The 26,012-nt window shown below is 51.1% G+C and carries 23 protein-coding genes; 8 read left to right on the top strand and 15 right to left on the bottom strand.

All coding sequences use genetic code 11. The annotated features are described in order from the left end of the window. Positions 1-5: 5 nt before the first annotated feature. Complete coding sequence (locus tag ACW8F6_RS12490; protein WP_491576264.1) at positions 6-488, bottom strand: YajQ family cyclic di-GMP-binding protein; 483 nt, start codon at positions 486-488, stop codon at positions 6-8. Positions 489-605: 117 nt separating this feature from the next. Between ACW8F6_RS12490 and ACW8F6_RS12485 the strand changes: the two genes are divergently transcribed. Further along, positions 606-1,559 (top strand): hypothetical protein, encoded by a 954-nt coding sequence (locus tag ACW8F6_RS12485; RefSeq protein WP_491576200.1) that lies wholly within the window; start codon positions 606-608, stop codon positions 1,557-1,559. Here the strand turns inward: ACW8F6_RS12485 and ampE are convergent. From ampE to ACW8F6_RS12470, 3 genes are all read right to left on the bottom strand, one after another. Next, positions 1,534-2,406 carry a regulatory signaling modulator protein AmpE gene (gene ampE / locus ACW8F6_RS12480; RefSeq protein ID WP_491576199.1) on the bottom strand — a complete coding sequence of 291 codons (873 nt, stop codon included), beginning with the start codon at positions 2,404-2,406 and terminating at the stop codon, positions 1,534-1,536. The two genes, ACW8F6_RS12485 and ampE, sit on opposite strands and share 26 nt — an antisense overlap. Further along, a complete protein-coding gene (gene ampD / locus ACW8F6_RS12475) occupies positions 2,407-2,967 on the bottom strand; it encodes a 1,6-anhydro-N-acetylmuramyl-L-alanine amidase AmpD (RefSeq protein WP_491576198.1) in 561 nt (186 codons plus the stop codon). 78 nt (positions 2,968-3,045) lie between these two features. After that, complete coding sequence (locus ACW8F6_RS12470) at positions 3,046-5,352, bottom strand: DUF1631 domain-containing protein (RefSeq protein ID WP_491576197.1); 2,307 nt, start codon at positions 5,350-5,352, stop codon at positions 3,046-3,048. Positions 5,353-5,585: 233 nt separating this feature from the next. Here ACW8F6_RS12470 and ACW8F6_RS12465 point away from each other — a divergent pair, with 233 nt between their 5' ends. Together ACW8F6_RS12465 and nadC are read left to right on the top strand one after the other, a co-directional pair. Next, positions 5,586-6,101, top strand: coding sequence for a retropepsin-like aspartic protease family protein (locus ACW8F6_RS12465; RefSeq protein ID WP_491576196.1), 516 nt, complete (start codon positions 5,586-5,588; stop codon positions 6,099-6,101). Positions 6,102-6,160: 59 nt separating this feature from the next. Next, positions 6,161-7,027 (top strand): carboxylating nicotinate-nucleotide diphosphorylase, encoded by an 867-nt coding sequence (nadC, locus tag ACW8F6_RS12460; protein ID WP_491576195.1) that lies wholly within the window; start codon positions 6,161-6,163, stop codon positions 7,025-7,027. A 17-nt stretch (positions 7,028-7,044) separates the two neighbouring features. Here the strand turns inward: nadC and ACW8F6_RS12455 are convergent, their stop codons facing one another. The 4 genes from ACW8F6_RS12455 to ACW8F6_RS12440 form a co-directional block, all read right to left on the bottom strand. Further along, complete coding sequence (locus ACW8F6_RS12455; RefSeq protein ID WP_491576194.1) at positions 7,045-7,803, bottom strand: hypothetical protein; 759 nt, start codon at positions 7,801-7,803, stop codon at positions 7,045-7,047. Beyond that, the gene (locus ACW8F6_RS12450; protein ID WP_491576193.1) at positions 7,796-8,908 is read right to left on the bottom strand and encodes an acyltransferase family protein; all 1,113 of its coding nucleotides are present in this window, start codon (positions 8,906-8,908) and stop codon (positions 7,796-7,798) included. Before ACW8F6_RS12450 ends, ACW8F6_RS12455 begins: the two co-directional genes overlap by 8 nt. After that, positions 8,901-10,007 (bottom strand): hypothetical protein, encoded by a 1,107-nt coding sequence (locus ACW8F6_RS12445; RefSeq protein WP_491576192.1) that lies wholly within the window; start codon positions 10,005-10,007, stop codon positions 8,901-8,903. The genes ACW8F6_RS12450 and ACW8F6_RS12445 overlap by 8 nt, the downstream gene beginning before the upstream one ends. A gap of 122 nt (positions 10,008-10,129) precedes the next feature. After that, on the bottom strand, positions 10,130-10,639 hold the full coding sequence (locus ACW8F6_RS12440; RefSeq protein ID WP_491576191.1) for a pilin: 510 nt from the start codon (positions 10,637-10,639) through the stop codon (positions 10,130-10,132). Positions 10,640-10,971: 332 nt separating this feature from the next. Here ACW8F6_RS12440 and pilB point away from each other — a divergent pair, with 332 nt between their 5' ends. The 5 genes from pilB to yacG are packed head-to-tail and all read left to right on the top strand — an operon-like array spanning position 10,972 to position 15,706. Further along, positions 10,972-12,702: a type IV-A pilus assembly ATPase PilB gene (gene pilB, locus ACW8F6_RS12435; RefSeq protein WP_491576190.1), complete on the top strand. Its 1,731-nt coding sequence runs from the start codon at positions 10,972-10,974 to the stop codon at positions 12,700-12,702. A gap of 5 nt (positions 12,703-12,707) precedes the next feature. Continuing rightward, positions 12,708-13,940, top strand: coding sequence for a type II secretion system F family protein (locus ACW8F6_RS12430; RefSeq protein ID WP_491576189.1), 1,233 nt, complete (start codon positions 12,708-12,710; stop codon positions 13,938-13,940). Continuing rightward, complete coding sequence (locus ACW8F6_RS12425; protein ID WP_491576188.1) at positions 13,940-14,827, top strand: prepilin peptidase; 888 nt, start codon at positions 13,940-13,942, stop codon at positions 14,825-14,827. Before ACW8F6_RS12430 ends, ACW8F6_RS12425 begins: the two co-directional genes overlap by 1 nt. Next, positions 14,824-15,414 carry a dephospho-CoA kinase gene (gene coaE / locus ACW8F6_RS12420; protein WP_491576187.1) on the top strand — a complete coding sequence of 197 codons (591 nt, stop codon included), beginning with the start codon at positions 14,824-14,826 and terminating at the stop codon, positions 15,412-15,414. The genes ACW8F6_RS12425 and coaE overlap by 4 nt, the downstream gene beginning before the upstream one ends. Further along, the gene (gene yacG / locus ACW8F6_RS12415; protein WP_491576186.1) at positions 15,407-15,706 is read left to right on the top strand and encodes a DNA gyrase inhibitor YacG; all 300 of its coding nucleotides are present in this window, start codon (positions 15,407-15,409) and stop codon (positions 15,704-15,706) included. Before coaE ends, yacG begins: the two co-directional genes overlap by 8 nt. A 128-nt stretch (positions 15,707-15,834) precedes the next feature. On the opposite strand, the gene ACW8F6_RS12410 is transcribed toward yacG, so the two are convergent. The 7 genes from ACW8F6_RS12410 to ftsA form a co-directional block, all read right to left on the bottom strand. Then, the gene (locus tag ACW8F6_RS12410) at positions 15,835-16,794 is read right to left on the bottom strand and encodes a Nudix family hydrolase (RefSeq protein ID WP_491576185.1); all 960 of its coding nucleotides are present in this window, start codon (positions 16,792-16,794) and stop codon (positions 15,835-15,837) included. A 5-nt stretch (positions 16,795-16,799) separates the two neighbouring features. Next, entirely contained in the window at positions 16,800-18,020 is a 1,221-nt protein-coding gene (argJ, locus tag ACW8F6_RS12405; RefSeq protein WP_491576184.1) for a bifunctional glutamate N-acetyltransferase/amino-acid acetyltransferase ArgJ, read from the bottom strand. Between the two features lie 138 nt (positions 18,021-18,158). Further along, positions 18,159-20,855: a preprotein translocase subunit SecA gene (secA, locus tag ACW8F6_RS12400; RefSeq protein WP_491576183.1), complete on the bottom strand. Its 2,697-nt coding sequence runs from the start codon at positions 20,853-20,855 to the stop codon at positions 18,159-18,161. Between the two features lie 96 nt (positions 20,856-20,951). After that, positions 20,952-21,884, bottom strand: coding sequence for a peptidoglycan DD-metalloendopeptidase family protein (locus ACW8F6_RS12395; protein WP_491576182.1), 933 nt, complete (start codon positions 21,882-21,884; stop codon positions 20,952-20,954). Positions 21,885-22,165: 281 nt separating this feature from the next. Continuing rightward, positions 22,166-23,077 carry a UDP-3-O-acyl-N-acetylglucosamine deacetylase gene (gene lpxC / locus ACW8F6_RS12390; protein ID WP_491576181.1) on the bottom strand — a complete coding sequence of 304 codons (912 nt, stop codon included), beginning with the start codon at positions 23,075-23,077 and terminating at the stop codon, positions 22,166-22,168. 432 nt (positions 23,078-23,509) lie between these two features. Beyond that, positions 23,510-24,676: a cell division protein FtsZ gene (ftsZ, locus tag ACW8F6_RS12385; RefSeq protein WP_491576180.1), complete on the bottom strand. Its 1,167-nt coding sequence runs from the start codon at positions 24,674-24,676 to the stop codon at positions 23,510-23,512. Positions 24,677-24,762: 86 nt separating this feature from the next. Continuing rightward, positions 24,763-25,995, bottom strand: coding sequence for a cell division protein FtsA (gene ftsA / locus ACW8F6_RS12380; RefSeq protein ID WP_491576179.1), 1,233 nt, complete (start codon positions 25,993-25,995; stop codon positions 24,763-24,765). Between the last annotated feature and the right edge of the window lie 17 nt (positions 25,996-26,012).

Below are 26,012 nucleotides of genomic sequence, written 5' to 3'. Positions count from 1 at the left end.
CTGAACTAGTCGCGGAAATTTTCGTACTGGAGGGGCATGTCGATCTCCGATGCGCGCAACATGGCAATCACAGATTGTAAATCATCGCGCTTTTTGCCGGTCACGCGCACCTGATCGCCCTGGATTTGCGCCTGCACTTTCAGCTTTTTGTCTTTAATCATCTTGACGATTTTTTTCGCCAGCTCGCTTTCAAGCCCGGTGCGCACGGTAACCGGCATACGGGTTAACTTGCCGCTCATGACCGGGTCGCCCACCTCCAGGCAAGCGATGTCCACGCCGGCTTTATGCAGCGCACCCTGCAATATATCCAGCATCTGCTGCACCTGGAACTCCGCCTCGGCGATGAGAGTGACCACATAATCCTGCCGCTCGAATTTGGCATCTACGCCTTTAAAATCAAAACGGTTAGTAATTATCCGTGTGGCCTGGTCTACACAGTTAGTAAGGACTTGCTTGTCGACATCGGACACAATATCAAAAGAAGGCATCAGCATCAGACTCCAATAAACTCAGGGCGCGATCATACCAGAAGCTTCAAGGCCCGTAGCAGCTCTTGCCAAAGTCGCAATCTCAGCTATTTTTAGGTATCAGGCAGGGATTTCGCGATGACTAATAATTACAAACATTCAGACCTCCGGCTGCAGGCCCCAGAACCGCTCTTCAGTAGCGCCACTGACTATTGCGATGCGTTACAGGTCATCGGCGCACAGCGGGTGCCCGTGGTTGCCTTTGCGCTCTTCGAGCAGCAAATCCACCTGTTACTTAAAGCGCCCCCCGCTGAAGCCGAACATTTTTTAGGCCAACTGCTGAAGGCGTTTACTGGCGACGCCCAACACCCGTTGCACCAACACTGCCATATTATCGACCTGGCGCCCAATCAGCTGGTCGAGCGCGTATTACACCTGCATACACTGCCTCGCCACTATGGAGCCGCAGCCGACATCTACCCGTGGACAAGCCACGGTCACTATGCCGGCGAGCAGAATCGTTACAACTGGCTCGCAACTGACGATTTCTGGCAGCAGCTATGCCCCCGACGACAGGGGCGCGACAGAGCCTACCGACACTTGATGCATCGCAACATTCCGTTGCGGGCAGAGACTGCAACCCATCATGCCGCCGGCAGTTGCACTGCGCGTGTGCGCCTGGCGCAGCGAGAAAGCCTGGTATCCGATGTAATCGCCCGAGTGCTAAGTGATTTTCACTGCCCGCGCGCGCAACTTTTACACGCACGCATGCGCAGGCGGGCGACAGAACTCGCAGGTGTTGCCGCCGCCCTGTGTGAACTTTTGCAGTTAGAAGCCCATGAATCTATAGCCGAAGCCTTTGGGGTATCCCCTGGTTCGCTAAGGGGCTTTGGCAAGACGGCTTACCGACGTCATACACAATATATAATCCACACGGCAAATCAGCTAAAAACCACCCGAGAAGTCGTATCAGCTACAGCGGTTTCCACCACTGCCTTGGCTGTCGCGATGGAATCCCCCTTCCCACTGGAAACTTTCATTGGCCAGGTGGCCCAACAGCCGCTGATTAGCCCCCCACTAACAGAGCAATAAGCGCGGCTGCGCACACCCAAAGGATCAAGGCGCGCCCCATCAACCCCACCAGCTGATCAATTTCCTTCACGGCCTCCAGGTCGCCGCCGGCGACCTCGCGTACCAAGGCACCGTCTAGCCCTAGAGCGCCGCGATTGAAAGCCTCGACGACCATAGGCGTCGGGCTTTTCATACAGAGCCCCAACACCCGCCAGCGTTCTGCACAGGCCACAAAATCTCCCACTACAGCCACTGACAAATAGTAGAGTCGAGCCACGGGCCACTCCAAAATCCACAGAAGCCGGTGTGCCAAAGCGCGCGTTTCAGACTCAAATTCGGGCCTGCGCGCAGCGAGCGCGGCCAATCGATAAAAGAGCGCGCCCGGCGCGCCCAGCACCGCAAACCAGAATAGAACCGCAAACATTCGCTCGAAACCGCGATAGCTGATGGCCTGAAAGGCCTCGGCGTGAACACCCTGCCACTGCCCATCAGTTTGGCATGAGGCCTCACCGTCCAAACGCAGTGCATCCACTGCATCGCAGGCCGCCCCCTTGTCCTGATCGTGCCAAGCATCGGTGTAGTTTTGCACCAATAGGTCTAACCGGCCGCGCCCTAATGCGAACAACAGCACTGGAATATTGACCAACAATACAAATAGAGGCGACAAATAGTGCTGTAAGAGCAAGCATAAGCCGAGCAGCACCACTACAGGCACCACCACCACGGCCAAGGTCTGAAGGGCCGGTGACTTTACCCAGCGCTGTACGCCGTCGGCGAAAGCGAAGAAAAGGGCGTCGCGTTGCATCGGTCCACCAGACCCCCACCATTGCACCAATGCCAGCACACATAAAAGGCTGATAAACCCCATTTATTCTGCTCCTACAAGCGATCTGTAATAGTGCCAATCAAAGGCAGGGCCCGGGTCAGTTTTGCGGCCGGGGGCAATTTCAGAGTGGCCCACAATACGGGCCGGCGTCAACGCTGGGTACAAGGATAGCAACTGTCGGGTCACAACCGACAAGACATCGTATTGAGCCTGTGTATAGGCTAAATGATCGGCGCCCTCCAGCTCTATGCCCACCGAAAAGTCGTTACAATTTTCCCGGCCCTCAAAACAGGACACACCCGCGTGCCAAGCGCGCTGGTTGAGGGGAACAAATTGCACCAACTCGCCTGTGCGGCGAACAAACAGGTGGGCAGATACTTCGACACCGGCCAGCCCAGCAAAATAGGGGTGTGCACCAGTATCCAGTTGATTGCAAAAAAACGCTTCCACTTCGTCGCCACCGAATTGGCCTGGCGGCAAGCTGATATTGTGAATCACCAATAGTGAGACAGCGACATCCGCTGGCCGCGCATTGAAATTGGGCGACTCGCACCGACGCGCGCCGCTCAACCAAAGGTCTTCACTGGAATTTGTGGATATCACCGGCTGCCCTGCACTGATAAAAGGCGCTCGGGCCGATAAAGCCCGAGCGTGCAGAGAGTATATTAAGAAACGGGGCGATTAACGACCTCGGGTGGTGCGTAGATTGCCGATTACGGCTTCTAGCGCACGATCAAACAGCATACCGTCATCGAGCGATTGCAGCTCGCCATCTCTGAGTGCGTCGGCAAAAGCCTGAGCATTCATTTCAGCGACCTTCATACCGGCGCGATTCACGAAAATGTATTTACCCGTCGCTTTAATAATGGCAGCCAGGCGGCAGCGATAGTGTTGTCCGTCCTGGTGATGTTCAAACCAGCTACCGGGCGACATGCGCGCCACCTGTGCCAAAAACGGATTGCTGGCTTGCGCTTCCGGCTCGGGCTCCACCGCTACATCTTCTGGCAATGCGGCAATCACCGTCTCAACCATCGCTTGCGGTGTAGGCTCGGGCTCGGGCGTGGGCTCGGGTTCCCGCGCGGATTCGACAATTTCAGAAGTGGGCTCGTTGGCAGCGAGTGTTGCGGGGCCAGGCGTTTCTGCCACCTTCACCACAGGCGCCTTTAGACGCTGCAAATGCACTGCCTGCAATTGCTTGAACAGCTGAGTCATCTCAAAGGGGTTGTATGACACACTTTCCAAGCCCGCCCGCAAACGCTTGAGCAAGTCGGGCACTAATTGCAACATGCGCGCACGCGCGTCCTTGTCCAATTTGGCACTCACACTCCAAACCAGGTCTGCAGCGGTTTGGAGCGCATCTTTCCACTCATCACTGTCGGTGTCGTGCTTGAGGCAAATCAAGAATAAGACGTTGCCCCAAGCATCTTGCAATAGCTTCTGCACAGCCCCCGGCAATTCGCGATCGCCAACCAGCGCGGCGACACTTTGATTTACCAGTGCCCGGGCGCGTTCCGCCTTGGCCTTGCCATCTTCGGCATCCAAGGTTCGCTGTTCTAAAATAGACGCACGGCGCTTTTCTTTTTCCGTAAAAGACACGAAATCGGCCAGCATGTCATTAAAAATCGATACATCGCTGTCAAAATCGGTGATTAATTTTTGTACTATGCCGTCGATTTTCTTGTAGAGGGTATCCTTTTCACCGCCATCGCCCTGCCAACCCAATGCCGCTGTTGCCAGTTCATTCAATAATCGACGCGCCGGGTGCCCGCCTTTTGAAAAAAATGTTTTATCGGCGATGGCAACTTTTAAGAGCGGAATTTGCAAGCGACCCAGTAACGCTTTCATGGGCGACGCCAAGTTGCGGTCGTCCAGAATGAACTCAAACATCATATTGACCAAGTTGATGATGTCATCATCTAACTGGCCCAGCTTTTTGCCATCTTCGCGGGCTCGCAATACGTGGTCTAACACAGACTTCACGTTGTTCTGCCCACCGGGCAGACCGCGCTGCTGCAGTTGTGAAAGCAGCCGCATGACGTCGTTGGTCCCTATCGTGGGGCCGCTAAACTCTGGCGCCAGCTGATCGCCACCGTCGCCACGCTGTTGTGCCAACAGTTGCTGCAAGGTAGACAGCACCTCGTTGTTGGCCTCGCTATCGGCGGACTCATCGTAGCGCCCTGCCGCCTCATATCCACCACCGCCTTGGTTGCCGCCACCAGCTGGCGCGCGACCGGCGGGGCTCGCCCGCCGGTTTGCGCGCAACTGCCCCTTCAGAGAGGGCAGCACGTTGTGATCCACCAGGGTTTTGTTAGCTTCGTCGTACACTTTGCCAAGCTGGGTAACCACCAGCCGGTCAAATAACTTAAAAAGCACCAGTCGCGCTTTAATATCTAGGCTCATACAACCGGTAGCGGCAACGAAGCCGGCACACAAGACGTCAGGGCCCAAGGGGTTGTTCTTCTGATACACCTTCACGGGCACCAAACTGTCGATTCGAATGGCCAGATGTTGAATCGGTTCGGCAAAGCGCTCATTGGCTTTCTGAATCATTGAGTCAGTGGCCACCAACTCCTCCAGCTCATCATTTTGCACCAGCGACAGATTGTCCATGGACAGGTCGTCCGCGTAGCTGTCTTCCTCTGGTTGAGACTGCGCTTCCTGCGAGGCCAGGCGTGCAAAGGCGCCGTCGATGTGGTCGGCAAACTGGGTTTCTACATTCCGACGCTTAAGCCTAACTTCGCGCATAGACTCAAAAAACAGGTTTTGATCTTGGTTATTGACCGCGCGGTCGGCCAGCTCGAAGAGGGAGTCATCGGCCTTGTCGAACAGCGTGCGCAGTAGGCCGGCCAGCAGCTGCTTACCTTTGAGCTGTACCGCGTGTACAGGCGCAGGTAGGCGTGCCAACAGGGCGCGATCGACCCGCTTGGCATCAACTCTGGTATCTGGCTTTAATGGCACTACTTTCGCCCCTTGGGGTCCCGTCGACATGATTACACTCCAACGATAATCGCGCGTGGTTCAAATAGATCCCTGCTGAATACCCATAACGGAGTTTCAGCGGAATCTTAGTATAATCATTGTCCCAAACATACCCAGTGGCAGCTGCTCACTTCGAGAATTCCATCACACCGTGTTATAAGTAAAATGTCGTATTAGAACAAATGTACCCAGTAGATGCGCTAATTCAACGCATTAGGCTATAAAATCAGGACCCCACACCCATGGACTCCCCAAAAACCGCCCGAATGGGCCGCCACATGATTATTGCCGGCTGGATTGCCGCACTGGCACTACTGACGTTGATATTTGGCCGCTGGGAAGATACCCAGATAAACCCGAATCACCGCCCTGACAGCACCACAAGCGCCGCTCAAACCCGCGTGGTACTTGAGGCCAACCGTCAACACCACTATGTTGCAACTGGGACAATCAACGGTATAACCGTCACTTTTTTGCTGGATACCGGCGCAACACACGTCTCGGTACCGGCACATTTAGCCGACAGACTACAACTCGAACGTGGCAGACCTATGACATCCCAGACGGCCAACGGCCAGGTCACCGTCTACGCCACACACATCGAAGCGCTCAGCCTGGGCGGCATTCAATTGAAGGACTTGCGTGGCGCGCTGAATCCAGGCATGACAGGCGATGAAATACTGCTCGGCATGAGCGCGCTCAAACAAGTGGAATGGCACAGAAAAGGCAGCCAGCTAACGCTGATCCAGCACCACTAACCTGGCCATACTGGTACAATGCGCCCAACTTTACGATTCGACACCTGATACCCGTAAGCATGACTAACAACAAAACACTCGAACAACAAATTGCAGAAGACCGCATCCAGTCCGTTCGCCAGGCTTTGGCCGAAGACATTGGCACAGGCGATATTACCGCCCAACTGATCCCTGCGACACAGTCCGCCAAAGCTCGCATCATTACGCGTGAGGACTGCGTGATTGCCGGAGCAGAATGGGTCGATGAAGTCTTTCGGCAACTAGATCCATCTGTCACAGTAACCTGGCACACCCAAGATGGTCAAAAAGCCAAGGCAAATGATCTGCTGTTCGAGCTCGAGGGTAACGCCCGCTCGCTCATGACCGGCGAGCGCACTGCCCTAAACTTTCTGCAACTGCTATCAGGCGTTGCCACCAAATGCCGCGAATACGCAGACCTGGTTGCCGGCACCGGGGTCAAACTTTTAGACACCCGCAAAACAATTCCGGGATTACGCACAGCACAAAAATACGCCGTGACCTGCGGTGGCTGCTACAACCACCGCATCGGCTTATACGATGCATTCCTAATTAAAGAGAATCACATTATGGCGTGCGGCGGGATCGAGCAAGCCATCAACGTTGCCCATAAAATAGCACCCAGCAAACCGGTAGAAGTGGAAGTTGAGAACCTGGAAGAATTCGCAATTGCGCTGCGCGCCGGAGCGGATACTATAATGCTGGATGAATTTACGGATTCCGACACGTTAAAAGCTGTAGAAATCAACCGACGAAACACCACCTGCGCCAAACTGGAAGCCTCTGGTTCTATCACCCCCGAAAATTTGCGCAATATCGCAGGACTTGGGGTGGACTATATTTCTATAGGTGCATTGACGAAGCATTGCAGGGCAGTTGATCTGTCGATGAGAGTAGTTATTGCCTAACAGCGCTAGCTGAATCACTACATAGCAGCTATCTTCAAATAGCCTTTAGGGAAGCCTGTTTCAGCGTCCAACAAAACGACCCATTCATTTTCGCCACTAAATATTGGAAGCCATTTACAATTTCGACAAGCATTCAATACTTCAGTATGCCGCTCCTCGACAATCAAACTCATTCTAAGCAATTGTTCAATAGGGCGCGCAGCACTTTTCACTTCTTTAACATTATATTGAGTATAATATTTTGGCATAAGGTCTATATCTACACCCTCCAATGCCGAAAACAGAATCGCGTTCATTTCCTCTGCGTCATCCGGAAACCTAACTGAAATAAATCTAGGGCCAACGCCATGCAACCGATCGCCTAGATCAGCAGCTAGATCAATGGCGTCCCGCACTGCCCCATAGGCCACCACCTGAAATCGATCTTTTACAAAAATCACAAATTCTGGCTTGGCCATATAGGCCGTAAATACTCCATATATTAATGCCCCGCACTGAACAATCACAATCAGTACGTAATCCCTTACCAATTCTTCTTTCTTTTTTCTCGGGGAATATATAACAAGTGAAACAACAGGACCAAGGATCAGCTCAACCAACACCAATATGAAAAAAATATTTGAGCCACCAGCCAAATCAGAGTACACATTCGGGTACCAGACGCAGAATACCAGGAGCGCGACCACCCCAACTATCACAGCAGAAATCAGCAAATGAAGCAGACCTGCAAATAGCTTCGCTATTATAAGTGAGCGGACGTGTACATCTTTAAACACGATTCTTAATCTCTAAAAACGGCTTCTCAATTAACAAATGAATCACGCATGCGACTAGAAGTGACAACATTATATAGACAAAAAAATAACCAAAAAAACCACCCTCGATCAATCCTGACAGATAAACTGCAAGCGGAATCATTGGAACGTGCACCAGATAAAGGGCGTACGAAAGCTTTGCAATCAATCGCAAACACACCGAACCTAGCATGGTGCAATCCAAAACATTTGAGCTAACGCAAATTAATACGACGCAGGCAGAAATGACTGAAAACCCTAACTGAACAGCATCTACCAGATGCCAGACGCCCACCCCAGTCCAGTTAGCCCCTATCAAGAATAGTAAAAAAATAGCTCCAGAAAAAGCAATTCCGAACCTATTGCTACCAAAGGCGCTGAGATCAGGGCTACGAATCTTAACAACCGCTATCAACAACCCCAACAATATCGGACAAAGCGCATACCAAAACGGCGCCCGAAATAGCCAAAAATACTCGCTATAGGTCGCCACGCTCCCCATAAGCGTCCACTTTATCAAATAGACCGATGCAACAAAGAAGCATACTATACCAACCATCCGTCGCCAGTTCGGAAGTTTAATAAACAACAATATTAGCAGCGGAGCAATTAGGTAGAACTTCTCTTCTATCGCTATAGACCACAATGGCACAAGAATATTCGAGCCATAAAACTCTTGCAAAAAAAGCAGATAAACCAATAAATCCGAAGCACCCATTTCTGCCGGTTTCTCATAAAACGGAACCAGATCAAACCAAACACAACCAATTACAAAAAAATATAGTGGCAATATTCGCAACGCCCGTTTTAGATAAAATCGTTTCAAATAGCCTGACACTCTTTCTTTGGGCCAATGCAACAACAAATGATAGGCGATTAAAAAACCACTTAACACAAAAAATAGATCCACCCCTAACCATCCATTTACCCAAATATTGTAAACCGACCCCTCGGGCGGGTTAGGATGAAAATGGACCGCATGCCGCAACATCACCAAAACAATCGCAACAGCTCGCAATCCATCCAGCGCAGGAAAAGGGCCAGGAGGACCAGCCAGATTAAAGTAATCCTTTTGTAACCTAGACATAACGTGAAACCGAATTTGCCCTCAACTTCCATATTAACGAGTCGACAATATAGTGATGGAAGTTTATCGCCGCATAAATCACAACAGCCATTTCAAACAGGTTATCGGTAAAAAACTTATTGATAGAATAATCAACGCCCGAATAGACAACATACGTCACAAGCACAAAAAAGCCAAAGTAGATAACTCCTCGCCCGCGCTGACTTAGATAGGAAATTAGTCGCGAACCAGGCTCTACCCCTTGTCGATATCTATTACTATTAAACAGCCATACAAACATAATATACTGCGCGTTGTGCCAAATATTAATACAAAGCCACCCACTGTTTATCCTGTCAATCCACACATACGCCACTAAATAGATCAAATAGTGGCCAACCCCGTAGATAAATAGAGCGACTGAAGCTCGGCCAGAAATCCACTCACACCACCTTCGGTAGAGCCAAAAAATCGACAGCAATAATGCAACCGATAACATTGCCTCCGCAAATGTTTGGGATAGAGGCAGCACCCAGATCGGCATAAACAAGAACTCTGACTCGCCCCTAGACAACATATACATAAAGGTTGCCATTGGTAGCGCGTAAAAGGAGATTGCGTCTATCCTCTCGAACTTAACGAAGCTGCTCGTCTTCTTACTGTACGCCTTTGAGATTCCTTCACTTTGCCGCGTATAATGAAACCACTGCCAGTAAAGATATAGCGTTGCAATTGCTGCCACTCCTGCCACTTTCGTTAACACCATGACTCCCGCACACACCAATAGCGGTAGAATTGAAAGCAACCATATATGGCGCCTCCGCGCCTCTGCATCCATAACAAGGCGACTAAATGTGGCGATAACGTGGTGATAGCCTAACAACCACAAATCGATTAATAGTACCAACTCAAAATATACCGGGTAGACATATACGACCACACCCGAGAATATTGCCAACAGCGGCAATAAGACAAGAAAAGTGAAATCGCTCGCGCGACTTGCAAACAACCCACTCCAACCACTAATTGTTGACGCCATTAAAAACCCTTCCCAACTTAAAACTGTGGTGCCAAGGTACGCGATCACCTCAGCCTGCCCTACCATTACTACCGCCGGCACTCAATCAACTTTATAACCTGCGCCAAACAAACTTCCAGCCCAACTCCCGAACGGAGGCTGCAGCACTCTTCTACTCAAAAAAAAAGGCTGCATGAGCAGCCTTTTTTAACTTCGCGAAACGATTATGGCGCAGCAGCAGGACGGCAGTTAGCTGGACGATACTTAGCTGTCACTGTACCCCCAGTTGAGCAGCTCCAAAAGATCTGGTTGCCGGCTGACGCAGCAGCACTTAGATCAAGCGCAGCATTCGCACTTGTCAGCGGGGAGATCAGCAGTGTATTGGCACCTGCTGGCAACACGGCTGGCTTATAAGTAATGGTGATAATACCTGTACCATCGCTCGTGATAGAGGCAACATTCTTGTTGCTAGCCATAGTGCCCGCATCCATTGGCGAAGCACCTATTGCCGCACATGTAGCTGCATCGGTACAGGCCATTGATTGAGGACCCGCACTCTGAAAAGTCTCAGATATAGCGGTCTTCAGTGCAGACGACAAAGTCAAACCTTCAGAAACTTTAGCTCTGATTGTGTAATCTTGATATGCAGGCAGTGCCACCGCCGCCAGGATACCGATGATCGCAACTACGATCATCAATTCAATCAAGGTAAAACCTTTTTGTACGCTTTTCATAAAGTGTCTCCACAGACTTTTAGGGAAAAAGGTATTAATCGGAAAGCAATCTATGTGCCAACCTTAAAATTGTCGACACCAAAGCCAAGTTTAGACTGCCAGAGCGTATTTTTCGATGTCGTTGCAACCGATCAAGCGTCCAACTCAAAATACATCCTGTCACAAGGTGACAAAATTCGTCACTTTTTATTCGCAGAATAGCACTATAATGTTGGTTGACGATATTATTCAGCCTGCAATCACTAGAATAGGCTTGTTTTACAGAGGCTTATAAGCCAAAGTTAAGACAATTTTCAACTTTTGCTTAGATAATTTCAGGGCGATCTAATTCCATGAATGCACCCTCCCCCCAAATTAGCGGACTCGCACGCCGACTGGTTAAAGACGGGCTTTTAACGGAAGACCTTGCCAAAAACGCCATTAGCCAAGCAGCCAAGGAAAAGAAAGCGCTGGTACAGTACTTGGTTGCCAGCGGCACACTTGATGCCGATGCCATCGCCAATGCCGCCTCCGAAGAATTTGGCACCCCCCTGTTTGACCTAGCTAGCCTAAACGTTGAAGCAATTCCAAAAGATGCCATTGATCGAAAGCTAATCAACAAACACCAAGCACTTCCCCTTTACAAACGCGGAAATCGCTTGTTCGTGGCTATGGCGGACCCCACCAACCTACACGCGCTCGACGAAATAAAATTTCAGTCTGGTTGTAGTACAGAGGCAATACTAGTTCACGGTGACAAGCTCAGCATTGCCATAGAAAAGTTTCTAAATGCACAGGAAGAGTCAATTGGCGACGCCTTAGGTGGTCTCGATGACGACGATCTAGATGACTTAGATATTCAAGCAGTAGAAGAGGATGGGCAAGGTGACGACAAGCCAGGCAGCGAAGCAGATGAAGCGCCCATTGTAAAATTCATTAATAAAGTGCTCTTGGATGCCATTAAAAGCGGCGCCTCGGATATTCATTTTGAACCCTACGAGAAGGCCTATCGAGTCAGGTTCCGCACTGACGGCATATTGCAAGAAGTCGCCCGGCCCCCTGTTAACCTGGCAACCCGTTTAGCAGCACGCCTGAAAGTGATGTCGCAGATGGACATTTCCGAGCGTCGCGTACCGCAAGATGGCCGGATTAAGATGAAGATTTCTAAGACCCGCGCCATCGACTTCCGAGTGAATACGCTGCCAACCCTGTTCGGCGAGAAAATCGTTTTACGTATTCTCGACCCTTCCTCAGCCAAACTCGGCATTGATGCCCTGGGCTATGAAGACAGCCAGAAAAAGATCTATATGGATGCCTTAGCCCAGCCCCAGGGCATGATTTTGGTAACGGGCCCAACGGGGTCCGGTAAAACAGTGTCTCTCTATACCGGCCTAAATATACTTAACACGCCCGAGATTAACATCAGCACTGCTGAAGATCCGGTGGAAATCAACCTTGAAGGTATCAACCAGGTTCAAATGAACACCAAGGTTGGACTGACCTTTGCCGAGGCATTGCGCTCGTTTTTGCGCCAAGATCCGGACGTGGTCATGGTGGGTGAAATCCGAGATTTAGAAACCGCCGAAATTGGCATCAAGGCGGCACAAACAGGCCACCTCGTACTTTCCACCCTACATACTAACAGCGCGCCTGAAACCCTCACCCGTTTGCTTAATATGGGCGTACCGGCTTTTAACGTAGCCACCACTGTCAGTGTCATTATTGCTCAGCGACTCGCTCGTCGACTGTGTAGCAATTGTAAAAAGCCCGCCACTGATATACCCGATGAAATATTGAGTGAGGAAGGTTTTGACGATATTGGCATTCCAAGAGCAGAGTTTGAGCTCTACCACCCCGTGGGCTGCCCACAATGCAATAACGGTTACAAAGGTCGCGTTGGGGTATATGAAGTAGTTCGCATCACCCCAACCATCTCCAGCATTATAATGGAGGGCGGCAACGCCCTAGATATTGCCAAGGCCGCCAAAAAAGAAGGCTTCAATAACCTTAGAATTTCAGCGCTTAGAAAAGCCGCCTGGGGTGTTACCAGTCTGGCAGAAGCAAACCGCGTCACCAAGGATTAATCACTATGGCAACGGCAAAAGCCTCAGCACAAGCCAAACCCTCTGTTTTTATATACAAAGGTGTCGATAAAAAAGGCAAAAAAATATCTGGCGAGCTGGATGGTAGTAGCGCCGCACTCGTTAAGGCACAACTGTTAAAACAAGGCATTAAGGCCTCAACCGTTCGCAAAAAGCCTAAGCCTCTGTTGGGAGGCGGGAAAAAGTCAATAAATCCGCAAGATATCGCCATTTTCACACGCCAAATGGCCACCATGATGAAAGCGGGTGTGCCGCTTGTCCAAAGCTTTGAAATTGTTGCAGACGGCCAGGAAAACCCAACCCTTAGAGAGCTTATCCTGGCCTTGCGAGAGGAAGTCGCTGCCGGTAATGGCTTTGCCGTAGCGCTATCCAAGCACCCCAAGTATTTTGATGAGTTGTTTTGCAATCTCGTCGAGTCCGGAGAGCAATCCGGTGCACTAGAGACCATGTTAGATCGTATTGCGACCTACAAAGAAAAAACAGAAAAAATCAAAGCAAAAATTAAGAAAGCCATGACTTACCCAATATCTGTAGTTGTGGTGGCAATCATAGTGACAGGTATTCTACTCGTAAAAGTTGTACCACAGTTTGCTGAAACGTTCAGCTCATTTGGTGCAGACCTACCAGCTTTTACACTATTTGTTTTAAATCTATCTGAAGTTGTACAGGAGTGGTGGTTTGTAATTGTAATTGTCGCCGTAGGAAGCGTATTTCTTTTTAAAGAAATTGTGGCACGCTCTGAAGCAGCGGCGTATCAAGTAGATCGACTTGCGTTAAAACTTCCCATTGTCGGGGCCATATTGTACAACTCCATTATTGCCCGTTTTGCCAGGACTTTATCTACAACTTTTTCTGCAGGCGTCCCACTAATTGATGCATTAACGTCCGTCTCTGGGGCAACTGGCAATATGCTATACAAAGACGCAGTTATCAAAATAAGGGAGGAAGTCTCAACGGGCATTCAGTTAAATGTTTCACTGCGGGCCTCAAAGATGTTTCCTCCTATGTTGATACAAATGACTGCAATTGGCGAAGAGTCAGGTGCATTGGACGAAATGCTCGATAAAGTGGCAGAATTTTATGAAGATGCCGTGGACAATATGGTTGACAATCTTACATCTCTGCTAGAGCCCATGATCATGGCCGTTTTGGGTGTATTAGTCGGCGGCCTGATGATTGCCATGTACCTCCCTATCTTTCAGATTGGTCAAGTGGTGTAATGGCGCAATCCGAGTTTATTCGCGCCCTGCAGGAGCCTTATTTTTTTATCCCCGCAGTAACCATCTTGGGGTTAATGATTGGTAGCTTTCTAAATGTCGTCATTTACCGCCTGCCGTTGCAGCTTAAGCGCGGCTGGCGAGCAGAGTGCTGCGAATTAATGGGACTGGCGCCAAAGGAGAATCCAGAAGAATTTAATCTTGCATTTCCCAATTCCCATTGCCCTAAATGCAAAGCACCGATCAAGCCCATTCACAATTTGCCAGTAATTAGCTATCTACTGCTGAAGGGACGCTGCCACGCCTGTAGCACACCGATTTCCATGCGCTACCCGATCATAGAGGCAGTAACTGCGGCGCTGAGCTGTGCCATTGCCTGGCAATTTGGCCCGACTGTGACGATGCTGCTGCTACTGCCCTTCACCTGGTCTTTGATTGCACTCACTGTCATAGATGCAGACACAATGCTGCTGCCCGACGATATTACGCTCCCCCTATTATGGGCTGGATTGATCGCTAACAGCTTTGGCCTCATTACCGATTTCCAAAGCGCCTTCTGGGGTGCGGTTGCAGGTTACGGCCTTCTGTGGGGCGTATTTTGGCTGTTTAAGCTGGTGACTAATAAAGAGGGTATGGGCTACGGTGATTTCAAGCTACTGGCGGCCATGGGCGCCTGGCTTGGCTGGCAGGTACTACCACTCATTATTCTCTTGTCGTCTTTAGTCGGTGCGGTTATCGGTATCACTTTGATCGTAGCACGAGGACAGGACAAGCAAATCCCCATCCCCTTTGGCCCTTACCTGGCTATCGCTGGCTGGATTGCGCTCATGTGGGGCGAGCAAATTACCAACTATTACTTGACCGTGTCGGGTATCAGCCAAGCGTTATGAGAGTGTTTGGATTAACCGGCGGTATTGGCAGCGGAAAATCGGCGGCCGCGCAAGCGTTTAGGTCACTGGGCGTGCCTGTAATAGACGCAGACCAAGCCGCCAGAGATGTCGTTGTTCCCGGCTCTCCCGCATTAACGGCCATAGCAGAGCACTTCGGAACAGAGATTCTTTTGGAAGACGGCACCCTCAATAGAGCCGCTCTGCGAAGCATCATTTTTTCCGACACTAATGCTAAAACATGGCTGGAAAAACTATTACACCCAGCCATTCGAACATTGATTATGGCGCGATTGCGGCAGCCCACCCCTTCACCCTACTGCCTACTTGAATCGCCACTGCTGCTGGAAACCGACCAGCATCAACTGGTGGAGGCAATTATCCTGGTCGATGTCAGCCCAGAAACTCAAATACAACGCGCCATGCAGCGTGACAACGCGAGCCGCGAGCAGATCGAGGCCATTGTACAAAGCCAGTTGTCCAGACAGGAAAGGCTGGCCAGAGCCGATTATGTTTTAGATAATGACGCTTCGCTAGACGCCTTGTATCGCCAAATTAATCAACTGCACACCGCGCTGTGCAATGGTTAGCGAACGCACTATCCGTCCGGTGCCGTCCTATACCCGACCAACATCCAACCACCTGATTGCTATGACAGACAAGACACAGAATACCCTTAGTTTACCCTGCCCCATTTGTAAAAAGACGGTGCTTTGGAACGATCAATTTCCCGCACGACCTTTCTGCTCTGAGCGCTGCCGATTGATTGACCTCGGCGAGTGGGCTTCAGAGTCGCACCGCATCGCCGGCGATCCTGCCATAGATGATTTAATGAGCGATGATTTAAGCGGTGAACTCGACAGCTTTAATAAGCCTCATTAGGCGTGCAAAATTAGACTAACGCACAGACAGCCGCCAACAACATTTACCGCAGGTGTGTCGTGTAACCTGAACACCGCGAATAATTTGCCCCCCTTGCAAGCTACATCGCTACTGTATTAATCGCCACGCTAAGGCCACCACGCCCGAACCATGGCGATACCCTGACCGCCATGTTGCAGGCAGTCGCCCAAATCGTCTGGCCCAAGGCCACCCAGGCCATAGACTGGGAGCTTTACCGCACGAGCCAAGGGCGCAAAACCTGTCCATCTCAGCAAGGCTTCTGGCGGGTAGGTTTTGGTTGGCCGCACAGGAGAGAGCATTGCGAACTCAGCGCCAATACATTCGGTCGCTTGTAATTGCTCTGCGTTATGACAAGAAACGCTTAAAGGAACCTCTAGCTCACTAAAGGTACTTGCACTTTCGATCATCGCAGACGGAAGGTGCAAGCCCGCACCGATTTTCTCGACAAAGTTTATCGCCTTTAGCAAATTCCTCTCAAAAAAATCCGCATGCCAGAACCAGCGAATCTCGGTGAAATTTGCAAAAGACTCTAAGCCTTTTAACAGAGCCTTTGGACAACAGGGTAGATCCCACCGCCAGGGACGCAGGACCACCAGATTACTGCCGTTGTCGACGCCTTTAAGGCGGTCGAGATAGCCGGATAAACTAGGCGCATCTCCCGTGACGTAGCAGAGGTCTGGCAGCCTAGCGGCTTTAACAATCGGTAAATTAGCGTCGGGAAAACGGTAGCTAACCAAGGCATTGGCATCAACCCAACGGACTTCCTGCCCCTCTCGTCCAACGGCCTCGCCAGAAAAGCTACGCACGCGCCACACATCCAACAGCACCGACTTATCGGGATAATGGTGAAGCACTTGAATCAGTGGCGTGGCCTGGGATACCTGGATGGCCAGCTCCTCGTCTAACTCCCGCGCTAGCGCCACTTCAACGGGCTCATTGGCCTCTACTTTCCCACCGGGAAATTCCCAATAGCCGCCCATGTGCACGTGATCAGGTCGTTTGGCAATGAGTATTTCGCCCGCCGTATTATGAATAACAGCCGCAGCCACATGAGTAATTTTGCCCAAGCGGTTTAGCTCCGATAATCGGCATTAATCTTGATGTAGTCGTAAGAAAGATCCGTGGTCCAAACAGTGTCAGCGCAGCCTCCCATCCCCAAATCAATATTAATATCGATATAAGCCTGATTCATGACCGCCTGGCCCTGCGCCTCGGTATAGCTGGCAGCGCGGCCTCCCGCTTCAGCGATCAACACATCATTCAGGTGCACCCGAACTTTTTCAGCACTCAGCTGATCGACGCCAGCATAACCTATGGCCGCAACAATTCGGCCCCAGTTCGGATCGCTGGCAAACAACGCAGTCTTAATGAGCGGCGAGTGCGCCACTGCGTAGCAGACCTTGGTGGCATCTGCGCGACATGCAGCGCCAGTCACATTCACAGTAATAAATTTGGTCGCCCCCTCACCGTCGGCGACGATAGCCTTTGCCAATTGTTGATGAACTTCCAGCAACGCGCTACGCAATAAATGGTACAGGTCTCCCTCGGCCGCCGTAATTTCCGGCAAAGCGGTCTTTCCAGTGGCAACTAGCATCCCTGAATCATTGGTTGAAGTATCGCCATCAACAGTAATGCGATTAAATGACAAATCCGTCATTTCTTTTAGCAGTGATGCAAGCACCGGCTGGGCCACCTTGGCATTGGTGGCCACGTAACCCAACATTGTCGCCATATTGGGTTTAATCATGCCAGATCCCTTGGCAATTCCGGTCACTACGATTGTTTCACCCTGAAATTCGAAAGCTACACTGGCTCCCTTTGGGCGGGTATCAGTTGTCATAATACCTTGCGCGGCTGCCTCCCACCGATCTGGGGCCAGCGCCGCAACCGCGTCTGGAAGGGCAGCCAAAATCTTGTCTACCGGCAAGGGCTCGCCAATGACGCCCGTTGAAAATGGCAGTACCGTGTCCAGTGATACACCCAATTGCTCCGCTACAGCAGTGCACACGCGATTGGCATTGTCCAAGCCGGCCTGCCCAGTACAGGCATTAGCATTGCCGGTATTGGTTATCCAAACCCTTGGTTGCCCCTGTGCCAGTCGCGCTTTACACAAAGTCACTGGCGCAGCGCAAAAGGCGTTAGTGGTAAACACCCCCGCAATTCTCGCACCTTCCTCGGCCACCATGAGGACGACATCTCGCCGACCGGGCCGTTTTATACCTGCACTGGCAACGCCCAATTGAAATCCGGGTACGACGTGCATTTCAGGAAATTGCGCTTCTCCAACCGCCATGCTGATCACCTGCAATAAATGAGTGTATAGGGAAAGTTTAACGCACTTTTTTACAATAAAGCGCAATTTATCGGTGTTGTTTTGCCTTGCACAATAAAAAAGGCTGCCTGCGGCAGCCCTTTTTCATGCAGCGATAAGCTAAGACAATTTACCGTGGCATTGCTTGTACTTTTTGCCAGATCCGCAGGGGCAATTGTCATTGCGACCCACTTTCTGGCCAGCGCGAACAAATGGCTGAGCTTGACTTGGCGCCTCAGGTGCATCGCCCATGGCACTCATTTCGGCATGCTGAAGTTGCATTTTCTGCTTGGCAAGCGCTTCGGCACGTCGACGCTCCATTTCTTCAACCTGCTCCTGGGTAATGGGCTCAACGCGGGCAAGTATTTTGATCACTTCCAGCTTAATGGTGCCCAGCATACTCTGAAACAATTCAAAGGCTTCACGCTTGTACTCTTGTTTAGGATTTTTCTGCGCATAGGCACGCAATCCAATGCCCTGGCGCAAGTGATCCATACTCGCCAGGTGCTCCTTCCACTGCATATCGAGAACCTGCAGCATAACCTGGCGCTCAATATCCTTGATCACCTCGCCAATACGTGCCGACTTGTCGTCGTAAGCCGCTTGCGCCTGCGCTAGTACGCGCTCGCGAATGGTCTCTTCATGCACATTTTTGTCTTCGTCCAACCACTGCTGAATAGGTAATTTCAGGCCCAGCTCTACGTCTAGATTCGCCTCTAAGCCCGAAATATCCCATTGCTCTTCCATGCTTCGTGGCGGAATAAATCCGTCGATAATATCGTTGACAACATCGGCGCGAATCGCCGTGATCGTATCACTTATGGTTTCAGCCTCTAACAGACCATTGCGCTGCTGATATACGATTTGGCGCTGATCATTGGCTATATCGTCGTATTCCAATAACTGCTTACGAATATCAAAGTTGCGACCTTCTACCTTGCGCTGGGCCTTTTCGATGGCATTGGTAACCATTCGATGCTCAATCGCTTCGCCCTTCTCCATACCCAGCGCTTTCATAAAGTTGCGCACACGATCCGACGCAAAGATACGCATTAAATTGTCTTCCAGCGACAGATAAAAACGCGACATGCCCGGATCGCCCTGGCGGCCGGCGCGACCGCGCAACTGGTTATCTATTCGACGAGATTCGTGTCGCTCTGTACCTATGATGTGCAAGCCGCCTGCTTCAATGACTAAATCGTGGCGCTTTTGCCAGTCTTCCTTCAATGCTGCCACTTGGGCTTCGGAGGGATTATCCAAGGCCGCCAACTCAGCTTCCCAATTGCCGCCCAGCACAATATCTGTACCACGTCCAGCCATGTTGGTTGCGATGGTTACCGCGCCAGGGCGTCCCGCTTGCGCAATAATTTCGGCTTCCTTCTCGTGAAACTTCGCGTTCAATACCTGATGTTTAATACCCGCTTTTTTAAGCCGCGCAGACATCATTTCAGAGGTTTCAATGGACGCCGTACCCACCAAAACCGGCGCCTGCTTTTCGATGCACGACTTCACATCTTCTACGATTGCATCGTATTTTTCGTCTACCGTTAAGAAAATCAGGTCGTTCAAATCTTTGCGCTGAATGGGCTTATTGGTAGGAATAACTACTACATCCAAACCGTAGATTTGGCGGAATTCAAAGGCTTCGGTATCTGCGGTTCCCGTCATGCCCGACAGCCCGGAATAAAGTCGGAAGTAATTCTGGAAAGTAATGGACGCAAGAGTCTGACTTTCGTTTTGAATGTTGACGCCTTCTTTGGCCTCAAGCGCCTGGTGTAAGCCTTCAGACAAACGACGGCCCGGCATGGAGCGCCCCGTGTGCTCATCAATCAGCACCACTTGGTTGTCTTGCACAATGTAGTCTACGTTTTTCTGAAATAGCGTAAAGGCTTTCAGCGCTGCGTGCACATGGTGCAATAAACTGAGATTAGTTGCCGCGTAGAGACTATCTTCTGGCTCTAGCATGTTGGCCTTGACCAGCATGTCCTCAATGGCTTGATGCCCCTCTTCCGTCAGTTCTACCTGACGAGCCTTCTCATCTAACTGGTAGTGACCTGGATGCTCTTCTGTGGGCGGCTGCAATTTTGGAATCATGCCGTTCATCAGGCGATACAACTCGGAACTGTCTTCTGCAGCACCGGATATAATGAGTGGCGTGCGCGCCTCATCAATCAAAATGGAGTCGACTTCGTCAATCACGGCAAAATTCAAGCCGCGCTGAAACCGATCCTCCTGGCGCAATGCCATGTTGTCACGTAAATAGTCAAAACCAAACTCGTTATTGGTGCCGTAGGTGATATCAGCAAGGTAGGCTTGCCGTTTCTCTTCCGGATCTTGCATGGAGCGAATAACGCCCACGGATAAACCCAAAAAGTTGTAAAGCGGCGCCATCCAAGCGGCATCACGCGCAGCCAGATAGTCATTCACCGTGACAATATGAACACCTTTACCGGAAATGGCATTGAGGTAGGCGGCCAATGTCGACATCAGCGTCTTTCCTTCACCCGTGCGCATCTCCGCAATGCGCCCCTCGTGGAGGGTCATACCACCGATAAGCTGTACATCGAAATGGCGCATGGACATCACCCGGCGGGATGCCTCCCGACACACGGCAAAAGCCTCGGGCAACAAGTCGTCGAGCGTGGCGCCATCGGCATGGCGCTGTTTGAATTCTGCAGTTTTAGCGGTCAGCTGCTGGTCGTCAAGTTGTTGCAGCTGTTCTTCCAGGTCGTTAATTTTCTTAACAACCTTATTCATGCGCTTGAGTTCACGGTCGTTCTTTGTGCCAAAAATGGCCTTTAGCATCTTGCTAATCATGATATTTCCGAAGTACGTACAGGTTTTCCGCCAGCCGGCAGTTAAAGGGTGTCAAGTAAACAGAAAGGAGCCCTCGAACGCAAGGGCCTGGGGGCCTCAGCGGGCCGCGCGATGGATATAGGCAGCGGGGTCGACCGGGCGGCCGTGCTTGTAGACTTCAAAGTGCACATGGGGGCCGGTGGAGCGGCCGCTAGTGCCCATCAGAGCGATCACTTGTCCTTTTTTGACAATATCGCCCACTTTGACTTTCACATCAGAATTATGGGCATAGCGGGTAGAAAAGCCGTTGCCGTGATTGATCTCAACCAGGTCGCCGTACCCGTGACGCTTACCTGCCCAGGTAACAACCCCGGCTGCCACAGAGATTACGTCCGAGCCCATTTTGCCGGCGAAGTCCACGCCCGAATGCCAGGCCACGCGGCCAGAAAAGGGATCGGTTCGACGCCCATAGCGGGAGGACATCCAGCCCTTAGTCACAGGCCGGCCAGCGAGAAATACGTCATTTTGGATTTTACGTTTTGCCAGCAAGGCCTCTAGAATTTCAAGCTGCTGTTCCCGACTCTCGATTTGATCGGTTAATTGATCAATGGCATCAATAAACTCTGGCGCGGTGAAAGCGTCACCCAATGAAGCGGATTCCGGGCCACCCAGGGCAGGGGGCTGACTGAAGTCAAACTCCCCCTCGTCTAATTTGGCAATGGTTGTTAGGCGTTCACCTAGCGCATCAAGCCTGACCAACCGCGCCTGAAGCTCGGCCATACGCAGAGTGATGGCCGCCAATTGCTGCTGCGCATGGCGGCGTGTTTGCTCAATCTGCTCTTTTTGCTCAGCTAAATCCTGGTTCCAGGTTTTAGCAGTACCGGCGGTAAACAGGTCTGCGCCATCACCCCTAGACCATTCCAACCCTGCAACCACGCCAACGCCGGCCGGCAAGCCAATTAGGCAGGCGGACAACAAAGCACGGGTCCACCCACCCAGCGTAAAACTGCGGGTGCTGCCGTGACGTTGACTGACCAGGATTACTTTCATCAGGTCCACTTGGTTTGCATTAACAACGGTGAGTCGTCTTGTTGTTATGGGTTAAGGCTCATAACGCAAGTTAAGCACACAGCCCCAGCAAAGGCTCGGGGTGGCGCATTCTAGCGCGCCAGTACTCAGACTTCCGTCTATGGCATCACAATCACCGTAGGCGCTCAACTAAAGTACTAGTTGAGACACCCAAGCATGCCATATCTCAATTTTCGTAAATTGAAATATGGCATATAAATCAAGGAATTACCAATGGTACGCGAGTGACTACTTTAAAGGAACTACATTGCCAAGATAGGCTTGATATAGGAAATCGGCGCCACTTTTTCATCTTCAAAGGTGACTACTTCCCAGGCATCTTCCTGTGCAATGAGTTGACGCAACGACTTATTGTTTAACGCATGACCAGATTTATGGGCCTTAAATTCACCAATCAGGCTATTACCCAGCAGGTACAAGTCGCCGATGGCATCCAGTACCTTATGCTTCACAAATTCGTCTTCGTAGCGCAGGCCGTCTTCGTTCACAACCCGGTAGTCGTCCACAACAATGGCGTTATCGACGCTGCCGCCCTTGGCCAAGCCTTTAGAGCGCAGGTACTCGATTTCGTGCATGAACCCGAATGTGCGCGCCCGGCTCACTTCTTTTACAAACGAAGTACTGGAAAAATCCAAGCTTGCATTCAGGGTGCGCCCATTAAATACGGGGTGGTCAAAATCGATACTGAAGGTCACCTTGAAGCCGTCAAACGGCAGGAAGGAGGCCACTTTATCGCCCTCTTTAACAACCACAGGGCGCTTGATGCGAATAAACTTCTTGGCCGCATTTTGCTCCTCTATGCCAGCGGACTGGATCAAGAACACAAAAGGTCCGGCCGAACCGTCCATTATTGGTACTTCAGGCGCTGATACTTCCACCACCGCGTTATCAATGCCCAGGCCCGCCATGGCACTCAACAGGTGCTCAACGGTAGAAACCCGCACATCGCCCTTCACCAGCGACGTCGACAAGGTGGTATCGCCCACGTTGGCGGCCTTGGCCTCAATTTCAACAATGGGGTCCAAATCGGTTCTGCGAAAAACAATTCCGGTATCGATAGGTGCCGGCTTTAGCGTCAAATAGACCTTTTCACCGGTATGCAGGCCCACGCCTGTGGCGCGAATAGGGTTCTTTAAAGTGCGCTGTTTAATCATGTGTCACCGTATCTCAAAAAATGTTGATGGCGCATCCATTTCGCACGGTCGCCAGAGTCCAAATGCCCGTAGAGCAAGCATCCTAATTGTTGCAAGCACACACCGCGTGCCCGGCAACCCCTCAGTAACAGAGGGGAAGAGGAGTCACCTGTGAATCAGCTGCCCTTTTCCTAGCCTTGGAACTCTGGCACAAGCCCCTTTTTGGCCTGTTACAGCTAAGCATAAAATTCTGCACTCAGCTAAACACGCTCCTATCTGGGCCTGTCGAGAAATTCAGTACTGCGTTTCGGTCAAACGCTCGGGTCAATCTGGCCAAACCACCGAAACTACTGGAAAGCGGCGAATATTACCAAAAATATGACACTTAAACCAACACTTAAGTTCCAAACCTATTTTGGCAAAACCGCCTTCTTTCTCAACAGCTTACCGACCTCAATCGGCCTGACGACGCAGAAAAGCCGGAATATCGAACAACTCCATATCCTTTTCCTGAGCCGCCACCGCCGTATTGCCACCGCCAGCCGCCGCTTGTTTGCGACGCTGGTAGGTGGGTGTATCGAAGTCTTCCGGCGCATTAGCCTTTTGGCGCGGCGTATTATCCACCACTACCGACGCCTTGGGCTTAGGCGCCTCTTGCTTTACCACCGGGCCCAAGCCTGTTGCCACTACGGTTACCCGCAGCTCGTCCTTCATTTCTGGATCGATGACCGTGCCTACCACCACAGTTGCATCTGCCGAGGCAAATTCACCCACGGTATCGCCCACCTCAGTGAACTCGCCAAGCGACAGATCAATGCCCGCCGTAATGTTGACCAGGATGCCGCGAGCGCCCTGCAAATCCACGTCTTCCAACAGCGGACTGCGTATGGCGGCCTCTGCGGCCTCGCGCGCTCGATTTTCACCAGAGGCAACGCCAGTGCCCATCATCGCCATGCCCATTTCAGACATCACTGTGCGCACATCGGCGAAATCCACGTTGATCATGCCGGGGCGAATGATCAAGTCGGCAATACCCTGCACTGCGCCCAGCAACACATTGTTTGCAGCTTTAAAGGCATCCAGCAAACTGGTTTTGGTACCCAGTACTGACAACAGTTTTTCGTTAGGGATGGTGATTAAAGAATCCACCCGCTCAGACAGCTCGCGAATACCAGCGTCGGCAATGGCCATGCGCTTCTTACCTTCAAACGGAAAGGGCTTGGTAACCACTGCCACGGTTAAGATACCCATTTCACGGGCCACCTCTGCCACTACAGGTGCACCGCCAGTGCCCGTACCGCCGCCCATACCCGCCGTCACAAAGACCATATCAGCGCCTTCCAAAATTTCTGCAATGCGCTCGCGATCTTCCATGGCAGCCTGGCGACCAACTTCTGGATTGGCACCGGCGCCCAACCCCTTGGTCATGGAATTACCCAGCTGCAATACCGTCTTGGCATCGACATCTTTTAATGCCTGTGCATCCGTATTGGCACACACAAACTCGACGCCCTCGATATCGCTGGCAATCATGTGCTTAACGGCGTTACCGCCGCCGCCACCAACACCGACAACTTTAATAACCGCGTTTTGCGGTACGCTATCTACTAACTCAAACATGGTTTATCCCCTCTGTTGTAGCGATTTCCAAATCAATAAAATATGCCGTGCGCTTAAAATGCTTTTTCTTCATACAACACCACACACTAAAAATTTTCTGCAAGCCAGGCTTTCGCCTTGGCCCACCAACTGACGCCCTGATTTCTACTTGATTGCACAGATCTCCCTTCCTGTTGCTTCATGCCATAAAAAAGCAGCCCAACACCGGTTGAATAAATGGGATTATTCACGATATCGCTGAGTCCACGAATATTCTGCGGCGCCCCCAAACGAACGGGCATATGAAATATTTCTTCCGCCAATTCCACAACACCTTCCATTTTGGCGGTGCCACCCGTTAGTACAATGCCCGCGGCTACCAGATCTTCGTAGCCACTGCGACGCAATTCTGCCTGCACTAACGTAAACAACTCGTCGTAACGAGGCTCTACCACCTCGGCTAATGCCTGGCGAGATAACTCCCTAGGTTCTCTATCTCCCACGCTGGGCACTTTGATAGTTTCATCTGCACCCGTCAGCTTGGCCAAGGCACAAGCATATTTAATTTTAATTTCTTCAGCATGGGCCGTGGGTGTACGCAAGGCCATGGCAATATCATTTGTAACCTGATCGCCTGCGATGGGGATAGACTTGGTATGGCGAATGGAGCCATCGGTAAAAATTGCTATATCGGTGGTACCGCCACCAACATCGACGAGGCAAACACCCAGGCTTTTCTCATCGTCGGTAAGCACCGAATAGCTGGAAGCCAGTTGCTCCAGAATAATATCGTCCACTTCCAAGCCGCAGCGCTTAATACACTTTTCAATGTTTTGTGCCGCATTCACCGCACAGGTCACCAAGTGCACTTTGGCTTCTAAGCGCACACCTGACATACCAAGGGGCTCACGCACGCCCTCTTGATTGTCTATTAGATATTCCTGCGGCAATATGTGTAGTATTTTTTGGTCGGCCGGAATCGCCACTGCCTGTGCGGCGTCAATTACCCTATCGACATCCTGGGTAAAAACTTCGCGATCTTTGATGGCTACGATTCCGTGTGAGTTAAGACTACTAATGTGGCTCCCAGCAATCCCGGCATATACGGAGTCAATTTGGCATCCAGCCATGAGCTCAGCTTCTTCTACTGCGCGCTGAATCGAGTGCACCGTCGATTCGATGTTCACGACCACGCCTTTTTTCAAACCAATGGACTTATGCGAGCCAATGCCCACAATTTCCAGGTCACCATCGCCGGACACTGCGCCCACGATGGCCACTACTTTTGACGTGCCAATGTCCAGGCCAACAATCATGCGGCTCTCGTTTACCGGGGGCATAGTGTTAACCTCGTATT

Source organism: Simiduia sp. (assembly GCF_058345725.1).
The sequence above is the reverse complement of the archived record's forward strand: the minus strand, read 5'-3'. Positions and strand labels throughout refer to the sequence as shown.